Consider the following 16,384-nt stretch of genomic DNA (forward strand, 5'->3'; position numbering starts at 1 on the left):
GGTGTTGGTGTTGTTGTGGTGGTGGGGGGTGGGGGGGGGGGGGGGGAGGGGGGGGGAAGCGGGGGGTGTAGTGTTGTTTTTACAACGACGCGGGGTGGAGCAGCTCGGTAGCTCGCTGGGCTCATAACCCAGAGGTCGCAGGTTCAAATCCTGTCCCCGCTACGTGGATGAAGGCCGGGGCTCGTGCAGGTGCACGGGCCCCGGCCTTTTTCGTGCGCCATTTGGCCGTCGCTCGGGTGGTGGTTGCGGGCCGGTGATCGTTTCGGCGGTGGTTGCGGAGCGTGGCAGAGTCTACTGTGGACATACTTGCGGACTGGGCTGTTAGAGGGGTTGCCGCTGGCCACAATGGACTGATTCGTGACCACTGTGGACACAGCGGCGGATAAGTGGGACCGTAGAGGGGTGTCCGAATTGAATGCAACCGCCGCCGCTCTGCTCGGTCTGCTCCACGACGGCCCCGCCACCGGCGGGCAGCTCGTCTCGGGCGCCGACGAGCGCTTCGGCGCCTTCTTCAGTGTCACCCGCAGCCAGGTCTACCGCGAGCTCCCGGCGCTCTCGAAAGAGGGTCTCGTCCGGCTCGGCAAGCAGGGACCCCGTTCGAGCCAGCAGTACGTGCTCACGGCGGCAGGCAAGAAGGCCTTCAAGACGTGGCTCACGTCCGAGGCCGGACCCGACCACCTGCGCAGCCCGCTCATCCTGCGGCTCGTGCACGCCGGCTCCTTGACGCCCAAGCAGCGCGGCGCCCTGCTCGACAGCGCCCGCACCACCTACCAGGCGCAGCTCGAAGAGGCCAAGAACGCCGCCAAGACCGCCGACGGCCCGTACGCCAAGGCCGTCGCCGAGTTCGCCCAGGCGCAGGCCAAGGCCGCCCTGAAGCTGCTCGACTCGATCCCGCAGGCCTGAGCGGCGCCCGGCCCCACGACCGGTTCGCAACCGGTCGTGGGTTTTGCCGTAACCTTGGTCGACGTGAGCGATGAGTTCGATGCGGCCCTCAAGGACCTGACCGGCAAGCTGACCCAGATCGAGTCGGTGATGGACCTCGAGGCGCTGCGCGCGCAGGTTGCCGAACTCGAGGAGCAGGCGTCCAGCCCCACCCTCTGGGACAACGTCGAGGAAGCCCAGAAGGTCACCAGCCAGCTGTCCCACCGGCAGGCCGAGCTGCGCCGCGTCTCCGAACTGCGCCAGCGGCTCGACGACCTCGGCGTCCTCTACGAGCTCGCCGCCGACGAAGGCGACAGCAGCAGCATGACCGAGGCCGAGGGCGACCTCGCCGACCTCGGGAAAGACATCGACGCGCTCGAAGTCCGCACCCTGCTGTCCGGCGAGTACGACGACCGCAACGCCGTCGTCAACATCCGCTCCGAAGCGGGCGGCGTCGACGCGGCCGACTTCGCCGAAATGCTGCTGCGCATGTACCTGCGCTGGGCGGAGCGCCACGGCTACCCGACCGACGTCTTCGACATCTCCTACGCCGAAGAAGCGGGCATCAAGTCCGCGACCTTCAAGGTGACCGCGCCCTACGTCTACGGCACCCTCTCGGTCGAACAAGGCACCCACCGCCTCGTGCGGATCTCGCCGTTCGACAACCAGAGCCGCCGGCAGACGTCCTTCGCGCACGTCGAGGTCCTGCCCGAGGTCGAGGAAGTCGACCACGTCGACATCCCCGAAAAGGACATCCGCGTCGACGTGTACCGCTCGTCCGGCCCCGGCGGGCAGAGCGTCAACACGACCGACTCCGCGGTCCGCCTCACCCACATCCCGACCGGCATCGTCGTCTCGTGCCAGAACGAGAAATCGCAGCTGCAGAACAAGGCGGCCGCGATGAAGGTCCTCCAGGCGCGCCTCCTGCAGCGCAAGAAGGAGGAGGAACGGGCCGAAATGGACGCGCTCAAGGACGGCGGCTCCAGCTGGGGCAACCAGATGCGCTCCTACGTGCTGCACCCGTACCAGATGGTGAAGGACCTGCGGACCGAATTCGAGGTCGGCAACCCCAGCGCGGTCCTCGACGGCGACATCGACGGTTTCCTCGAAGCCGGGATCCGCTGGCGGAAGCAGACGAACGCGGTCTGATCCGCGGCGGCGCGCCGACCCGCGCCCGGACGAGGCGCGGGTCACCCAAGGCACCGGCAACCCGGGCTTAACGGGGCCCATGGGTAGTATGCCGAACCGTGATCCGGCTCGAAGAGGTTTCCAAGGTCTACAAGACCTCGACCCGTCCCGCCCTCGAAAGGGTGTCGGTCGAGATCGACAAGGGTGAGTTCGTCTTCCTCATCGGCCCGTCCGGTTCCGGGAAGTCGACGTTCCTGCGGCTGCTGCTGCGGGAAGAAGTGCCCTCCAAGGGACGGGTCATGGTGTCGAACTTCGACGTCGCCAAACTCGCCCGGCGCAGGGTCCCCCGCCTGCGCCAGACCATCGGCTGCGTGTTCCAGGACTTCCGGCTGCTGGCCAACAAAACCGTCGCGGAAAACGTCGCGTTCGCCCTCGAGGTCATCGGGAAACCGCGGCCGACGATCCGCAAGGTCGTGCCCGAGGTGCTCGAACTCGTCGGCCTCGACGGCAAGGCCGACCGGCTGCCCAACGAGCTCTCCGGCGGCGAGCAGCAGCGCGTCGCGATCGCCCGCGCGTTCGTGAACCGCCCGCTCGTGCTGCTGGCCGACGAGCCCACCGGGAACCTCGACCCGGACACCAGCCAGGACATCATGCTGCTGCTGGAGCGGATCAACCGCACCGGCACCACCGTGCTGATGGCCACGCACGACCATTCCATCGTGGACTCGATGCGGCGGCGGGTCGTCGAGCTGCAGCTCGGTCGCGTGATCCGCGACGACGCCCGGGGCGTCTACGGCATCGGCCGCTGACGCCCACCGCCCCCGCCCTTTCCCGCCCCGAACCAAGGAATCACGAGAGCGATGCGTGCCAGTTTCGTCTTCAGCGAGGTCGTCACCGGTTTGCGCCGGAACGTCACGATGACCATCGCGATGATCCTCACCACCGCGGTCTCGCTCGCCATGCTCGGCGGCGGTCTGCTCGCCGTGCGCACGATCGACAAGATGAAGGCGAACTTCCTCGCCGAAGTCGAAGTTTCGGTCTCGCTGGTCGACGACGTGAGCGCGAACGACAAGAACTGCACGCAGGCGCTCTGCAACGGGCTCCGCCAGTCGCTGCAGAACAACCCCGGCGTCGAATCGGTCGTCTACGAGAACCGCGACCAGGCCTACGACCGGTTCAAGAAGATCTTCGCGAGCCAGCCCGAACTGCTCGAGCTGACCGGTCCCGAGGCGCTGCCCGCCTCGCTGCAGGTGAAGCTGAAGGACCCGGACCGGTCCGACGCGATCATCAAGCAGTACACCGGCCAGCCCGGCGTCAAGAAGGTCGACGACCAGAAGAAGTTCCTCGACCGCGTCTTCAACGTCTTCAACGGCGTCCGGAACATCGCGTTCGTGATGGCGCTCATCATGGCCGTCGCCGCACTCCTGCTGATCGCGAACACTATTCAGGTTTCGGCGTTCACGAGGCGGACGGAAGTCGGCATCATGCGCCTGGTGGGCGCGACGCGGTGGTATACCCAGCTGCCGTTCCTCCTGGAGGCGGTGGTCGCCGGCACGGTCGGCGCCGTGCTCGGGGTGGTGTTCCTGCTGCTGACGAAGCTGTCCTTCCTCGACACGGTCTTCACCGGCGAAGTGTTCCCGCAGATCACCACGCTCGAGGTGCTGTTCCCGGTCGCGCCGATCCTGCTGGCGGTGTCGATCGTGATCTCGGCGATCACCGGGTACGTCACGCTGCGCCTGTACGTGCGGCACTAGCGGCCGCAAATCGGCTGCTCGCCGTCGGACGCATCACGTAAAGTGGTCGGTATGCCCAAAGAACGTGGACAGAAGGTCATCGCGTCGAACCGCAAGGCTCGGCACGACTACTCCATCCTGGACACCTATGAGGCCGGGATGGTGCTGCAGGGCACCGAGGTCAAAAGCCTCCGGGCCGGCAAGGCCTCCCTTGTGGACGCGTTCGCGACGGTGGACGACGGCGAGGTGTGGCTGCGCAACGTCCACATCCCCGAGTACACCCAGGGCACCTGGACCAACCACATGCCGCGGCGCACGCGGAAGTTGCTGCTGCACCGGCGCGAGATCGAACGGCTCATCGGCAAGACCAAGGAAAGCGGTCTGTCGCTCGTGCCGCTGTCGATGTACTTCAAGGACGGCAAGGTCAAGGTCGAGATCGCGCTGGCCCGAGGCAAGAAGGCCTACGACAAACGGCAGACGCTGGCCAAACGCGACGCGCAGAAGGACATCAGCCGCGCGATGGGGCGGGCGTTGAAGGGCCGGTTCACGGAGTGAGCCCGGGTCCGGCCACCGACGCCGACGTCCCGGGCTGGATCGCCGGGCTCGGCCTCGACGGGATCGTCGACCTGCACGTCCACTTCCTGCCGAAATCCGTGCTGGACAAGGTGTGGGCCTATTTCGACCGCGCCGAACAGCATTACGGCACGCCGTGGCCGATCCACTACCGCACTCCGGAGGCGGAGCGGATCGAAACGCTGCGGGCACTGGGCGTGAAGGTTTTCGCGCCGCTGGTGTACCCGCACAAGCCGGGCATGGCGGAGTGGCTCACGTCGTGGGCGCTGGAGTTCGCCGAACAGGTGCCCGAAGCGGTGCCTACCGGCACGTTCTACCCGGAGCCGGGCGCGGCGTCCTCAGTGGACAGTGCGTTGCGCGCGGGGGCCCGGTGCTTCAAGGCACACGTGCAGGTCGGTGCGTACGACCCGCGAGACGAGCTGCTCGACCCGGTGTGGGGTTCGCTGTCCGAAGCGGGGGTGCCGGTGGTGATCCACTGTGGACACGGACCGTTGCGCGGCGATTTCACCGGGCTCGAGGTGTTCGAAGAAGTGTTGCGACGGCATCCTCGGCTCACCGCCGTCCTCGCGCACGCGGCGATGCCCCAGTTCACCACCGCGTTCGAGCTGATGGCCCGCTACCCGCGAGTGCATCTCGACACCACCATGGTCGGCGTGCCGTTCGCGGAGGCGATGTCTCCGCTGCCGCCGGACTGGACGGCCCGGTTGGCGGAGGTGGCCGACCGCGTGGTCCTCGGCACCGATTTCCCGAACATCCCGTACTCCTACGCCACGCAGCTGCAGGCGATCGCCGGCTGGGCAGCCGACGATCGCCTTGGCGAGCCGTTCCTGCGAGCGGTGCTGCACGACACCCCCGCCAAGCTGCTCAGCGTTTGACCGCCACGAGGGCCCGGCTCCTCGGCATCGACACCTGACGTCCGGCCAGCGCGTACCCGGCCGCGACCAGCGCGACCCACGGCAGCGGACCGGTCAGCAGTCCGTCACGCAGCGGTGCGAACCCGTGCGCGGCCAGGCCCAGGAGGCCGCCGGAAGCGAGCAGACCCGCCAGCACCAGCTGCGGCGTTCGGGCGGTCACGATCACGCCGTCGGGCTGCGTCTCGAAGCGCTCGAAGAGGCGCAGCAGGCCCAGCAGTACCGCGCCGCACACGGCGATCCAGGCGGGCACCATCAGGAACCACAACGACGAACCCGGGGTCGGGGTCGAGTAGCCGAGGCCGAGGACGGTCACCCCGGACACCACGACCAGCGCCGGCATGTGCCACAGGTAGACCGACATGAATCGGGGGCTGAGCCAGCCGAGCGCCGCGGTGACGCGGGGGAGCGAGACGAGTTTGTCGCGGAACGCCAGCAGGAAGCCGATCTGACCGAGCGCCAGGAACAGCAGGAGAACGGTCGGCGGGCTCATGTTGGACACCGGCGCGCCCGGCATCCCGATCATGCTCGCCGGGTACGGGCCGAACGCGACCAGCAGGGCCGTCACCCCGAAGCCGGCGGCGGAGACGGTGAGCGCGGCACGACGGCTGAGCGAGCTGAGACGGCCTTCGACGTAGTGGAAACCAAGCTGGTGCACGGCCACCCAGACGATGACGGCGTTGGCGTATCCGATCAGGCCGAGATGGGAAAACCTTGCCACGTCAACAAGAACGCCCAGTCCGGCTAGTACCGCCGGAACCGCGAGCCCCCAGCGTCGGTGTGCGGCGACCATCAGCGGCGTGAGCAGCACGGTGAGCAGGTAGACCGAGAGGAACCACAGCAGTTGCGCGGCGATCGCGCTGGCCACCTGGACTGGTTGCGGCGGAACTCCCATGCCGTGCAACAGATCCGGCACGACAAGCCACACCGCCATCAGCGGCAGCACAGGGACGAGCAGCCGGCGAACGCGTCCGGCGAACCAGGCGCGAGTGGATTCCGCGCGGCGCAAGGAGATCAGGTTCGCCGCGCCACCGGCGAAGAAGACGAGGGGCATCACTTGCGAAGCCCAGGTGATCAGCCACCAGCCGGGTGTCGCGAGGGCGTTGCCGGTGGCAAGAGTGTTGCCGGAGAAGGAAAGCACCGGCATCGTCCAGTGCTGCGCGACCACTGCGAGGATCGCTCCCGCGCGTACCACGTCGAGGAATCTGTCCCGGGTCGCCCTGGTGCCGCGCGTCTGCAGCTGGCTCGTCGTCATGCTGACGAGCCTGTCGGTTTCCGGGCGCGGAAACAGCGGTGCAGACCACCGAAAACGGGGTCGGGTCAGCAGGCGGCGCGGGGTGGGGTTTCCCCTACCCGGCTAGGAGAGGGTGTCCGGTTCCGGTTCGGATTCGTGCGCCTGGACCCGGTACGCCCAGCCGCCCTCGGTGAGGCCGAGTTCGTACCGCGTCTCGATTTTCGGGCCGCCGTGCAGGTGGATGTGCCGCACGACGGTGCCCGGCACCGGTTCCTCGTCGGCGAGTTCCTGCACCCGGCCGTCGAGCGGCCCGCCGAAGAAGCGGACGCAGCGGTCGGACATCGGGTTCTCCTCGCTCGGCTCGGACGGCATCAGTCCATGGTAGGCGAGGGACCCCGGGCCGGGCTGCCGTCAGTTCGAGTGAGGGTTTTACCGGCCCAGGTAGGTGAGGACCGCGCGAACCCGGCGATGTTCTTCAGAACTGGCCTCGAGACCGAGCTTCGAGAAGATGTTGCCGATGTGCTTTTCGACCGCTCCGTGCGACACCACCAGCGAGTTCGCGATCGCGTTGTTGGACAGTCCCTGGGCCATCAGGCCGAGCACCTCGGACTCGCGCGCGGTGAGTGAATCGAGCGGGTTGCGGCGGCCGCGGGCCATCAGCTGGGCGATGACGTCCGGGTCGATGGCGGTGCCGCCGTCCGCGACACGACGGACCGCGTCCAGGAACTCGTCCACGTCGGCGACACGCTCTTTCAGCAGGTAGCCGACGCCTCCGGCACCCCCGGACAGCAGTTCGACGGCGTAGCTTTCCTCGACGTACTGGGAGAGCACGAGCACCGGCAGGCCCGCGATCTCCTTGCGGGCCGCCAGTGCGGCCCGCAAGCCCTCGTCGGTGAACGTCGGCGGCATCCGGACATCGACAATCGCCAGGTCAGGACGGTGTTCGGTGATCGCGCCGAGCAGGTCGTCGCCGTTGTCGACCGCGGCGACGGTTTCAATGCCCTCGTCGGCGAGCAACCGGGTGACTCCCGCACGAAGCAGCACGGCGTCTTCGGCGATCACTACCCGCATCAAAGCCCCCAGGTCCGTGAGTGAAAAGCTCCCGGGCTATTCACTCACGAACGGGTCACCATTGACACGGCAGGTCCGCTCTGATGACCGTCGGTCCGCCGACCGGGCTCACGACGGTGATCACGCCGTCGATCGTCGCCGCTCGGTCGGCCAGTCCGGCGAGCCCGCCGCCAGGGCGAACCTCCGCGCCGCCGTGGCCGTTGTCAGTGATTTCGGTGATGACGTGCGTGTCCGAACGCCACACCTTCACCGTCGCCTCGGTCGCGCCGGAGTGCTTGGCGATGTTGGTGAGGGTCTCGCCGACGATGAAGTACGCGGTGGTCTCGACCGCGGCCGGCGGCCGGGGCTCGACGTCGACGTGCACGTCCACCGGGATCGGCGACTTCGCGGCCTGTGCGGACAGCGCCGCGTCGAGACCGCGGTCGCCTAGCACGGCGGGGTAAATGCCGCGGGCAAGGTCGCGCAGCTCGGAAACGGCGAGCTTGGCGTCCGAATGGGCCTCGTCGATCAGGTCGCGCACCGCGTTCGGGTCGTGGTCGAACTTCGACTTCGCCCGGCCGAGGCTCATCGCGACGGCCACCAGCCGCTGCTGAGCGCCGTCGTGCAGGTCACGCTCGATCCGGCGACGCTCGGCCTCCGCGGCGTCCACGCCACGAGCCCGCGACGCCTGCAGGTGCTCGGCCTTTTTCTCGAGCTTCTTGGTGCGGTTCGGGCCTAGCAATGACAGCGCCAGGTTGCCGTGCAGCCAGCCCAGCCAGGGCGTCACCCAGATCGCCATCGGCAGCAGCACGATCGACGCGAGCGCGATCGGCAACTCGACGATCGACAGCGGGAACGCGACCATCAGGTAAGCCAGGTCACGCCAGGTCGTCGGGTCGGACAGCCGGGTCAGCCAGCGGCGGGTCATCGGCTGCCCGTCCAGCGGCAGCCGCTCGACGGGGCCGAGCGGGGTGCCGAGCATCCGCCGGGCCCAGCGCCGTTCCAGGTCGCCTGACCAGCGGATGAAGCCGGTGACGGCCAGCAGGATCGGGAAGCCGATCCAGATGATGAGGGTCGCCGTGCCGAGGGTCCCGCCGACCACGATGAGGATGAACTGCAGCAGGCGCAGCACGAAAGACGGGATCAGGTAGCCGATCGTGCGAGCCGGATGCGGACGAGGGTGCTCCGGAGGCGGGTCTTGCGCAGTCATCCGGCCACCGTGATCCCGTCGATCTCGTTCCACGAGCGCTCCATGCGCCGCCGCTGGGCGACCGTGGGCCGCAAGAGCCTGGTCGCGAACGCCGCGTGCAGGGCCGCCAGCCCCTTGGTCAGGGCCACGGCGATCGCGGCGAACAGCACCCCCAGCGCCGCCCAAGGCAGCGCGGTCACCGTCGAGTCGACGACGAACCACCGCACATCGTAGCTCGGGAAGGCGTAGACGCCGTCCGGAAGGAAGCGGTAGTAGATCGGCAGCGCGACCAGGCCCAGGCTGACCGCCCACATCGTCACGACCAGCACGAACTCCACCAGGCCGAGCGGGAAGAGCAGGAACAGGTACGACAGGTCGCGCCAGGTCGCCGGATCCTTCAGCCGGGTCAGCCAGCGCTGCTTCTGGCCGGACGGCGGCAACGGCAGATACGGATCGTCGACATACACGTCCAGCAGCGCGAACACCCGCCCCCGCTCGACCCGCCCCGCGGTCCGCGCGAACAGGATGAGCAGCCCGAGCAGCGGAACGCCGAGCCACACGACGAGCGTCCCCAGCCCGGCCGACCCCAGCGTCACGATGAGAGTGAACGAGAGGATGCCGACAGGCAGGTTGAGCAGCAGATACGCCAGCGCCCCGCCCAACGGCGGAGTGCGGCGCCCAAAGCTGCGACCGGCGGGCACGGTGACCATGGCGGGGCTCCCTCACTGCGGAAACTGACCTGCTCAGCATGGCCGGACCGGGTCCCGGGCAACCAGGGGGCGAGCGGGCATCTTCGAGGTGGGGACAGCCCTACCCCGGTCAGGCGGAGCCGCAGGCCCATGCCGGAATTATCGGGTTGCCGGACGCGTTATGATGGTTGAGTTACGAACACCTACAAGGGGGTGAACGGTTTCGACTCTGGACGTTGAATCAAGGGAAGCGTGCCGGTGCAGGCGAGAGACCACCGTAAGCGTCATCGCAACCTAATAAGCGCCAAGGCCAATAGCCAGCGCGACTTCGCTCTCGCTGCCTGATCGCAGTAGAGCAAGTCTGTCGGCCCGGGGTCGCCTCCGACCCGGTCGCCGGCATCAGCTAGGAGGCTCACCTCCAGTCCCGGCCACGGGGACTGGCAGGGAAGCAAACAGTGGCTGGGCCCGTCACTTCAGCTTGTTCGCGTGACTGAAGGGGTCAAGCAGAGACAGAGCGGACTGCGCACGGAGAAGCCTTGAGGATGCGCTAGAGGACCCGGGTTCAATTCCCGGCACCTCCACTCGATTCGCGGGAGAGCCCTGCCACGCTTGCGCGTTGGCCAGGGCTCTTCTTCGTTGTTGTCTTTGGGGGTCGGACCCCCAAACCCCCGCCAGGGGGCTGCGCCCCCTGGACCTCCATCGTGGTGGTTGGTTTGGGTGGGTTTGTTGAGTTCGTTGCGAGGCGGCGGGGTTGAAGTTCGGCGCGAGCGTTGGTCGTGGGAGTCGATCTCATGGGGTGTGTGGCGGGCGGGGCGTTGCGGACCTTCGTCGACGTGTCGGCGTGGTGCGGAGGCCTGATCGAGGTCGGGGCGTGGAGTCAGTCCAGTCAATCGCTGTGCCCGCGAGTCCGTGCGGCTTGGCTCGCGGCGGTTTGGCGGGGTTAGGGCTTTGTGGCTGTGATGGTTAGGCTTGTGGGGTTTTTCGCGCAGCGTTCGGCTCGGGTTCGGTCGGCTGGGGCGACGGTTGCGGCGGGTTTCACTGGGGCCCACGTGACGTTGGTGAAGCCTGCGGTCTCCAGGACGTCCACGATTGTCTCGGTGGGCCAGTGGTGTACTTCGATCTCCGTGGGCGGCGTCGTCAGGACTGCGACCTTGAACTTGGCGCCTTCCTGCGGGTTGGCCGGGCGGTAGGTCCGGAAGCCGGCCGCGGTTTCGGATTCTTCGCTGGAGTTGGCGTTCGCGCTCAGGACCACCAGCCTGCCGCCGGGTTTGAGGTTGGCGTGCATGGTTTTCGCCATGGTTTGCATGGTTTCCCGGGTGTCCGCGTAGTGCAGAACGTGGATCGCGGTCACTACGTCGAACTCGCCCTGGGGCGGCATTGTCGCCAGGTCTTGGACCTCGTAGGTGATGCCTTGCGGGTTCCGCGCTTCCGCTTGCCGGGCAAGGGCGATCATGCCGGCGGACAGGTCCGTGCCTACTACGTGCGCGGCGCCCAACTGCTGGATTCGGCGGGTGAAGCTGCCCTCGCCACAGCCTACGTCCAGGACTCGCAGTCCTTGCAGGTCGCCCAGGAGTTCTTTGAAGGACGGCCATTCCAGATTTTCCCGGACGAAGCTGATCACCGCTTCCACGTCGGCGAAAGTGGCGGCTACCTGGTCATATTGGTCGGTCATCGAGTGTCTCCGTGCTCAGGCGGGCGGATTGTGTCGTAGCCCTGGCCGGGGTCCGGTTTCAGGGCTGAGGTGTCCGAGAAGATTACGTTCGCCAGGGGGAGGGGCTGGTGGTAGAAATTCAGGGAGGCGTCTACGTCGAAAATTCTGCAGGAAGACACGAAGAACGGCAGTTCGGCGATGAGGTAGTTTTTCGCTTCGGTGATTTGGGCCGGGGTGGCGTCGCCGACTAGTCCTTTGGCGGCTAGGACTTCTTTGGTCATTTCTGTGCTGGCGTCGGCCAGGACCGGGTCCGTGGCGGTCAGGTGGGCGCAGTGTGCCAAAACCTCGGTGTAGGTGGGGTTTGCCGAGAGTTCGGACATGCGGTGCAGGCCGTCGGTGGGTCTTGGGCCGTCTAGGTCGGTCCAGGCTCGGAGTACTCGGTTGCGCAGGACGTTGGTTTCTGATCGTGCCTTCTTCGCTGCCTTGCCTTCGTCGTACCCGAGCGCGATAAAGGTGTGTTTCAGGGCGCTGTCGGGGATGATGACGTCGATTTGCTTGAATTCCGTTTGCAGCCAGTCCAACGTGGCGCGCAGGCGGTCGACATTGAAATAGCTGTTGCCGGGGCTGACGCCGAAGACCGCGTGGCGGCGGGATTCCCAGACTTCGCGGCAGGACGTGGTCAAGGGTTCGACGCTGAAGCCGTTGCTGATCATGTCCAACGTCCGGTGCCGGGGGTGGCCACGGTGTTCAGGTGCGTGCGGCGCAGTTCTTCCCGGACGATCTTTCCGGTCGCGGTCCTTGGCATGTCCGTCGTGGCGATGACGACGGGATCCGCCAGAGCGGGCAGGCCGGTGCGGGCTCGGGACCAGTCGGTGTCGTCCAGGCGGCCGTCTCGCGTGGCGACGATGGGGAGCGGCAGGTCGTTTTCGCGGGGGAGGATCGCGACGTCGGAGCCTTCCGGCAGGCGGTCTACCAGGGTGTCTTCGAATTCCAGGTAGCCGATGCCGGACGCGAAGTTGACCTCGCGGTCGACGATCTTCAGCGCTCCAGTCGGGGTGAGGATGCCGATGTCGCCGGTGTTCCACCAGTCGCCCACCAGTTTCTCCTTCCAGCGTTCGGGTTCGCCGTAGTAGCCGGCGCAGCGGGCCTTTGTCTTGGCCAGAACCAGTCCGGGGCGGCCGCGTTCGACCGGTTCGAAAGTCGTGGGATCGACGATCTTGAGGGTGACGAAACCGGGCATCGGGCGGCCTACGACGCGCGGGCCGGGTTTGTGGTCGCGCGGGCGGTTCGCGGCGCGGCGCGAGAGCACGGTCATGCCCATGCCGCCGGTTTCCGACTGGCCGTAACCGTCGCGCCAGAGCGGGAACGGGTGCCGGGACGCGTTCAGGAAGCGGCGGATCACCGGCCAGCGGATCGCGTCGAAGTTTCCGGCGAACAGGCGGATGTGGGCGAACGGGTTGTTCGCGCCGGTGCGGATGAGCGGAGCCATGGCCGAGTAATCGATGGGCAGCGCTTCCATGAACGTCGGCCGGTATTGGCGGAAAACGCGGTCGACCACGTCCGGGGAGCTGTCGTCCATGGCCAGTACGGTGGCCGGGGACAGGGTCAGCACCGAATAGATCCAGGTGAAGGCCCGGGCGTGCACGTAGGGCGTGAACATGGCCACTACGTCGTTGCGGCGGAACGTCAGGGGCGGGAAATGGCGGCATTCCAGCCTGGCCATTTGTTTTTGAATGGTGGCCGGCGGGAAGATGATCAGCTTGGGAATGCCGGTGGTGCCGGAGGTGTGGGTGAGCATCAGGAGTTCGTCGTCCCGGCGGGGGACGGCGTGCAGGTGGGGCTCTGCTTTGAGGTCCGCGTAGGTCTGCGCGTGCGGGGAGTCTCCGTCGACGCTGAAGATCTTTCCGGCGAGATCTGGGAACACCGCGGGCGAGATTTCCGCGCGTTCGATGCGTTCGGCGTCGGTGACGACCGCCGAAGGTTCTGCGCGGCGGATCAGGCTTTGTGCGGCTTCCTTTCCCAGCAGGCCGGACAGCATCACGGCGACCGCGCCGATCCGGGAGATCGCGGCGGCCAGAAGAATGCAGTCGAAATGATTGGCTTTGTAGACGGCGATTCGGTCGCCGGGTTTTACGCCCGCTTCACTCAGCACGCCCGCGGATTCCCGGACCAGGGACGCCAATGCGGGGAGGTCGAGCGTCGAGCGGTTTTCCCGGTCAATGTCCAGCGGCCGGGACAGGTGGAACGTCATGGGCTTGCCGGAACTGCTTCGGTGATCGAACAGTTCGCCCAGGCTGAAGGCCCAGTTGGGTTTCATCGGTGAAATGCTCCTATGCGGTGCTGTTCGGCAGCACAAGGCCGGTTGCCGCCCTCGCCCGAATGCGGACAAGGGTCATCGCAGCGAGTCGCATTGCGCGCGAATCGCTGTGCGGGAATGGTGGGATGGCAGAGCAATGCTGATCCGGGTGCCGCCCCCGCGATACCCGGATCAGTGAAGATGGCCTACCGGTGACCGGCAAGCAAACAAGCAGAAACGTCCTGAAGCGAATCCACTCAAGCCCCCTGATGTTTTGAGTTTCGCTTTAAGCCCCATTAGAGCTATACCGGAGGGGATAGTGGCTGTCAATCGTCCATTGGCGGCGGGCAATGCCGGTATTGCGACAAGTGGGGGACACGCGCGGCGGCAGAGTGTCGTTGTGTCGGTTTTGTCTTGGCTGGAATGCGCGGTCGAAACTATGCTGCGTTTGTACCAACGTTCTGGGGTCGGCATTTCTGGCGAATTGCCGGGAGGTGGGGTTTTGCGTCCCGAACCCCTGATCTCACGCCGGGCGGGTGCCGCCGATGTGCGTGGTGAGCGTCGCGGCTGTCGCGGCGACGGCTTCGGCTAGATCGGGGAAGGTTTCTTCGCAGGGACCGTCGTCTGGGCAGAGGTGGCGCAGCGTCACGCTGATCGCCGCCATCGGGCGGGAGCCGTGGTCGAACACTGGAGCGGCGACAGAGGCGAAGCCCGCTGTCACGTGACCGTCTTCCACAGACCAGCCCAGGCGACGTTCGGCCGCCAACGTGCGGCGTAGCGCGGCGAGCGAATTAGGTCCGCGCGAAGTGCGCAGGACGAACGACGCGGCGGCCGGGAACAGGGCTCGGACGTGTGCGGCGGGCAGGTGCTGCAGCATCGCGCGGCCGGACGCGGTCAGTTGCGCGGGCAGGCGCACGCCGACGTCGGTGACCAGGGTTTCCGGGCGGGCTGGGCGTTCCTTGATCAGGTACAGCGATTCGTTGCCGTGCAGGACGCCCAGGTGCGCGGTGTGGCCGATGCGGTCGACCAGCTTGCGCAGCAGCGGGCCGGCCAGCCGCTCCAGCGGGTCGTGACGCAGGTAGGCCGAGCCGAGTTCGAAGGCGGCGATGCCGAGGCCGTAGCGGCGTTCGGCGGGCAGATGGGTGACGAAACCGGCCGCGGTCAGCTCGTTGAGCAGGTGATACGTCGTCGACCTGGGCAATTCCAGGTCGCGGGCGATGGCGGCGGCCGAGACTGGGCCGGCGTGGCCGGCGAGCAGGCGCAGCACGGAGAGGCCGTTGCGCAGGGCGGGAACGTCGGAACTGCTCACTGCCGCCTCCTCCGGTAAGGGTGCGAGGGGACCCCTCGCACTGCCCGAACGGAGTATGAGGGGTCCCTTCGCGCAGGTGGTCGAGGCCCTCGCCACGTCTTGTCTTGGATACCAGACACTACCGCGAACTCCGCTCTGTCGCCGAGGCCCGCCGGGAGGTGCAATGGCGGCATGCCGGAACCAGTCCTCCTGAGCTCGAAGCCGATGACCGCGGCGCAGGTCGTCGACATCGTCCGTGGGCACGCGCACGTCGGGCTCGCCGAGACGGTCGAGAAGAACCTCGCCGCCACCCGCCAGCACATCGAAGACCTCGCCGACGCCACGTCGCCGACCTACGGGGTCTCGACCGGGTTCGGCGCGCTCGCCACGCGCCACATCCCGGTCGAGAGCCGCACCGCGCTGCAGCGCAGCCTGATCCGCTCGCACGCCGCGGGCGCCGGGCCCGCGGTGGAGCCGGAGGTGGTGCGGGCCCTGATGCTGCTGCGCCTGCGCACGCTGGCCAGCGGCTACACCGGCGTGCGCCCGCAGACGGCGCAAACGCTTGCGGCGCTGCTCAACGCGGACATCACGCCGGTCGTGCACGAGTACGGCTCGCTCGGTTGCTCCGGCGACCTCGCGCCGCTGGCCGCGGTCGCGCTGGCGTTGATGGGCGAGGGCGAGGTGTTCCACGCGGGTGAGCGGAAGCCCGCCGCGGACGCCTTGCGGGCGGCCGGGATCACGCCGATCGTGCTGGCCGAGAAGGAGGGCCTCGCGCTCACCAACGGCACCGACGGCATGCTCGGCATGCTGCTGCTCGCCGCTGCTGATCTGCACCGGCTGCTGGACGTCGCGGACCTCACCGCGGCGATGAGCGTCGAGGCGCTGCTGGGCACCGACCGCGCGTTCGCCGCTGATCTGCAGGCGCTGCGTCCGCATCCTGGGCAGGCGACCAGCGCGGCGCGGATGTTCGCGGCGCTGCAGGGCTCGAAGATCGTGGAAAGCCACCGCGGCCCGGACTGCAACCGGGTGCAGGACGCGTACTCGCTGCGGTGCGCGCCGCAGGTGCACGGTGCGGCGCGGGACACGCTCACGCACGCGGAACTGGTCGCGGACCGGGAGCTGCAGTCCGCTGTGGACAATCCGGTGGTGCTGGCCGACGGCCGGGTGGAGTCGAACGGCAACTTCCACGGCGCGCCGGTCGCGTACGTGCTCGACTTCCTCGCGGTGCCGGTGGCGGACGTGGCGAGCATCGCCGAACGCCGCACCGACCGGATGCTCGACCAGGCTCGCTCGCACGGGCTGCCGCCGTTCCTCGCGCACGACCCCGGGGTCGACTCCGGGCACATGATCGCGCAATACACGCAGGCCGCCGTGGTCAGCGAACTGAAGCGGCTCGCGGTGCCCGCCTCGGTCGACTCGATCCCGAGCAGCGCGATGCAGGAGGACCACGTGTCGATGGGCTGGTCCGCCGCGCGCAAGCTGCGCAAGGCGGTCGACGGTCTGACCACCGTGCTCGCCGTCGAACTGCTCACCGCGGCCCGCGCGCTCGATTTCCGCGCTCCGCTGCAGCCTTCGCCGGTCACCGGACGCGTCCGGGACCTGCTGCGCACCAAGGTCGAGGGTCCTGGCCCCGACCGTCACCTGGCGCCCGAGATCGCGGCCGCCGAAGAACTCGTGCGGTCGGGCGCTGTCCTGGCCGCGGCCGAACTGGAGGCCTGAGC

At 67.7% G+C, this 16,384-nt stretch carries 16 protein-coding genes, 1 tRNA gene and 1 other RNA gene; 9 read left to right on the forward strand and 9 right to left on the reverse strand.

The genetic code is table 11. The annotated features are described in order from the left end of the window. Window positions 1–88 precede the first annotated feature (88 nt). The 7 genes from H5411_RS38110 (at window position 89) to H5411_RS38140 (ending at window position 5,230) form a co-directional block, all read left to right on the forward strand. Window positions 89–162 (forward strand) — tRNA-Met (locus tag H5411_RS38110). 240 nt (window positions 163–402) lie between these two features. Beyond that, the gene (locus H5411_RS38115) at window positions 403–903 is read left to right on the forward strand and encodes a PadR family transcriptional regulator (RefSeq protein WP_101435614.1); all 501 of its coding nucleotides are present in this window, start codon (window positions 403–405) and stop codon (window positions 901–903) included. A gap of 63 nt (window positions 904–966) precedes the next feature. Further along, window positions 967–2,070 (forward strand): peptide chain release factor 2, encoded by a 1,104-nt coding sequence (gene prfB, locus H5411_RS38120; RefSeq protein WP_101440757.1) that lies wholly within the window; start codon window positions 967–969, stop codon window positions 2,068–2,070. 98 nt (window positions 2,071–2,168) lie between these two features. Further along, on the forward strand, window positions 2,169–2,858 hold the full coding sequence (gene ftsE / locus H5411_RS38125) for a cell division ATP-binding protein FtsE (RefSeq protein ID WP_009073292.1): 690 nt from the start codon (window positions 2,169–2,171) through the stop codon (window positions 2,856–2,858). Between the two features lie 51 nt (window positions 2,859–2,909). Then, a complete protein-coding gene (gene ftsX, locus H5411_RS38130; RefSeq protein WP_037359041.1) occupies window positions 2,910–3,803 on the forward strand; it encodes a permease-like cell division protein FtsX in 894 nt (297 codons plus the stop codon). 51 nt (window positions 3,804–3,854) lie between these two features. After that, window positions 3,855–4,337: an SsrA-binding protein SmpB gene (gene smpB, locus H5411_RS38135; RefSeq protein ID WP_037359055.1), complete on the forward strand. Its 483-nt coding sequence runs from the start codon at window positions 3,855–3,857 to the stop codon at window positions 4,335–4,337. Then, window positions 4,334–5,230 carry an amidohydrolase family protein gene (locus tag H5411_RS38140; protein WP_101435613.1) on the forward strand — a complete coding sequence of 299 codons (897 nt, stop codon included), beginning with the start codon at window positions 4,334–4,336 and terminating at the stop codon, window positions 5,228–5,230. The genes smpB and H5411_RS38140 overlap by 4 nt, the downstream gene beginning before the upstream one ends. Here H5411_RS38140 and H5411_RS38145 read toward each other — a convergent pair. From H5411_RS38145 to H5411_RS38165, 5 genes are all read right to left on the reverse strand, one after another. After that, on the reverse strand, window positions 5,220–6,521 hold the full coding sequence (locus H5411_RS38145) for an acyltransferase family protein (protein WP_183126607.1): 1,302 nt from the start codon (window positions 6,519–6,521) through the stop codon (window positions 5,220–5,222). The genes H5411_RS38140 and H5411_RS38145 overlap by 11 nt on opposite strands. Window positions 6,522–6,623: 102 nt before the next feature. Beyond that, complete coding sequence (locus H5411_RS38150; protein WP_101440756.1) at window positions 6,624–6,842, reverse strand: hypothetical protein; 219 nt, start codon at window positions 6,840–6,842, stop codon at window positions 6,624–6,626. A gap of 87 nt (window positions 6,843–6,929) precedes the next feature. Then, window positions 6,930–7,571: a response regulator transcription factor gene (locus H5411_RS38155; RefSeq protein WP_009073303.1), complete on the reverse strand. Its 642-nt coding sequence runs from the start codon at window positions 7,569–7,571 to the stop codon at window positions 6,930–6,932. A gap of 55 nt (window positions 7,572–7,626) precedes the next feature. Next, the gene (locus H5411_RS38160; RefSeq protein WP_183126608.1) at window positions 7,627–8,760 is read right to left on the reverse strand and encodes a sensor histidine kinase; all 1,134 of its coding nucleotides are present in this window, start codon (window positions 8,758–8,760) and stop codon (window positions 7,627–7,629) included. Continuing rightward, the gene (locus tag H5411_RS38165; RefSeq protein ID WP_183126609.1) at window positions 8,757–9,449 is read right to left on the reverse strand and encodes a sensor domain-containing protein; all 693 of its coding nucleotides are present in this window, start codon (window positions 9,447–9,449) and stop codon (window positions 8,757–8,759) included. Before H5411_RS38165 ends, H5411_RS38160 begins: the two co-directional genes overlap by 4 nt. A 188-nt stretch (window positions 9,450–9,637) precedes the next feature. Between H5411_RS38165 and ssrA the strand changes: the two genes are divergently transcribed. Then, window positions 9,638–10,012: a transfer-messenger RNA gene (ssrA, locus tag H5411_RS38170) on the forward strand. Window positions 10,013–10,368: 356 nt separating this feature from the next. Here ssrA and H5411_RS38175 read toward each other — a convergent pair. From H5411_RS38175 to H5411_RS38190, 4 genes are all read right to left on the reverse strand, one after another. Next, complete coding sequence (locus H5411_RS38175; RefSeq protein ID WP_183126610.1) at window positions 10,369–11,100, reverse strand: class I SAM-dependent methyltransferase; 732 nt, start codon at window positions 11,098–11,100, stop codon at window positions 10,369–10,371. Next, window positions 11,097–11,792: a tRNA-dependent cyclodipeptide synthase gene (locus tag H5411_RS38180; protein WP_183126611.1), complete on the reverse strand. Its 696-nt coding sequence runs from the start codon at window positions 11,790–11,792 to the stop codon at window positions 11,097–11,099. Before H5411_RS38180 ends, H5411_RS38175 begins: the two co-directional genes overlap by 4 nt. Beyond that, on the reverse strand, window positions 11,789–13,396 hold the full coding sequence (locus H5411_RS38185; protein ID WP_220818044.1) for a class I adenylate-forming enzyme family protein: 1,608 nt from the start codon (window positions 13,394–13,396) through the stop codon (window positions 11,789–11,791). The genes H5411_RS38180 and H5411_RS38185 overlap by 4 nt, the downstream gene beginning before the upstream one ends. A gap of 502 nt (window positions 13,397–13,898) precedes the next feature. Beyond that, complete coding sequence (locus tag H5411_RS38190) at window positions 13,899–14,684, reverse strand: IclR family transcriptional regulator (protein ID WP_101435607.1); 786 nt, start codon at window positions 14,682–14,684, stop codon at window positions 13,899–13,901. A 171-nt stretch (window positions 14,685–14,855) separates the two neighbouring features. Between H5411_RS38190 and hutH the strand changes: the two genes are divergently transcribed. After that, window positions 14,856–16,382: a histidine ammonia-lyase gene (gene hutH / locus H5411_RS38195; protein WP_183126612.1), complete on the forward strand. Its 1,527-nt coding sequence runs from the start codon at window positions 14,856–14,858 to the stop codon at window positions 16,380–16,382. Window positions 16,383–16,384 lie beyond the last annotated feature (2 nt).

This window comes from Amycolatopsis echigonensis, assembly GCF_014174495.1.
In the GTDB taxonomy this organism is placed as follows: domain Bacteria; phylum Actinomycetota; class Actinomycetes; order Mycobacteriales; family Pseudonocardiaceae; genus Amycolatopsis; species Amycolatopsis echigonensis.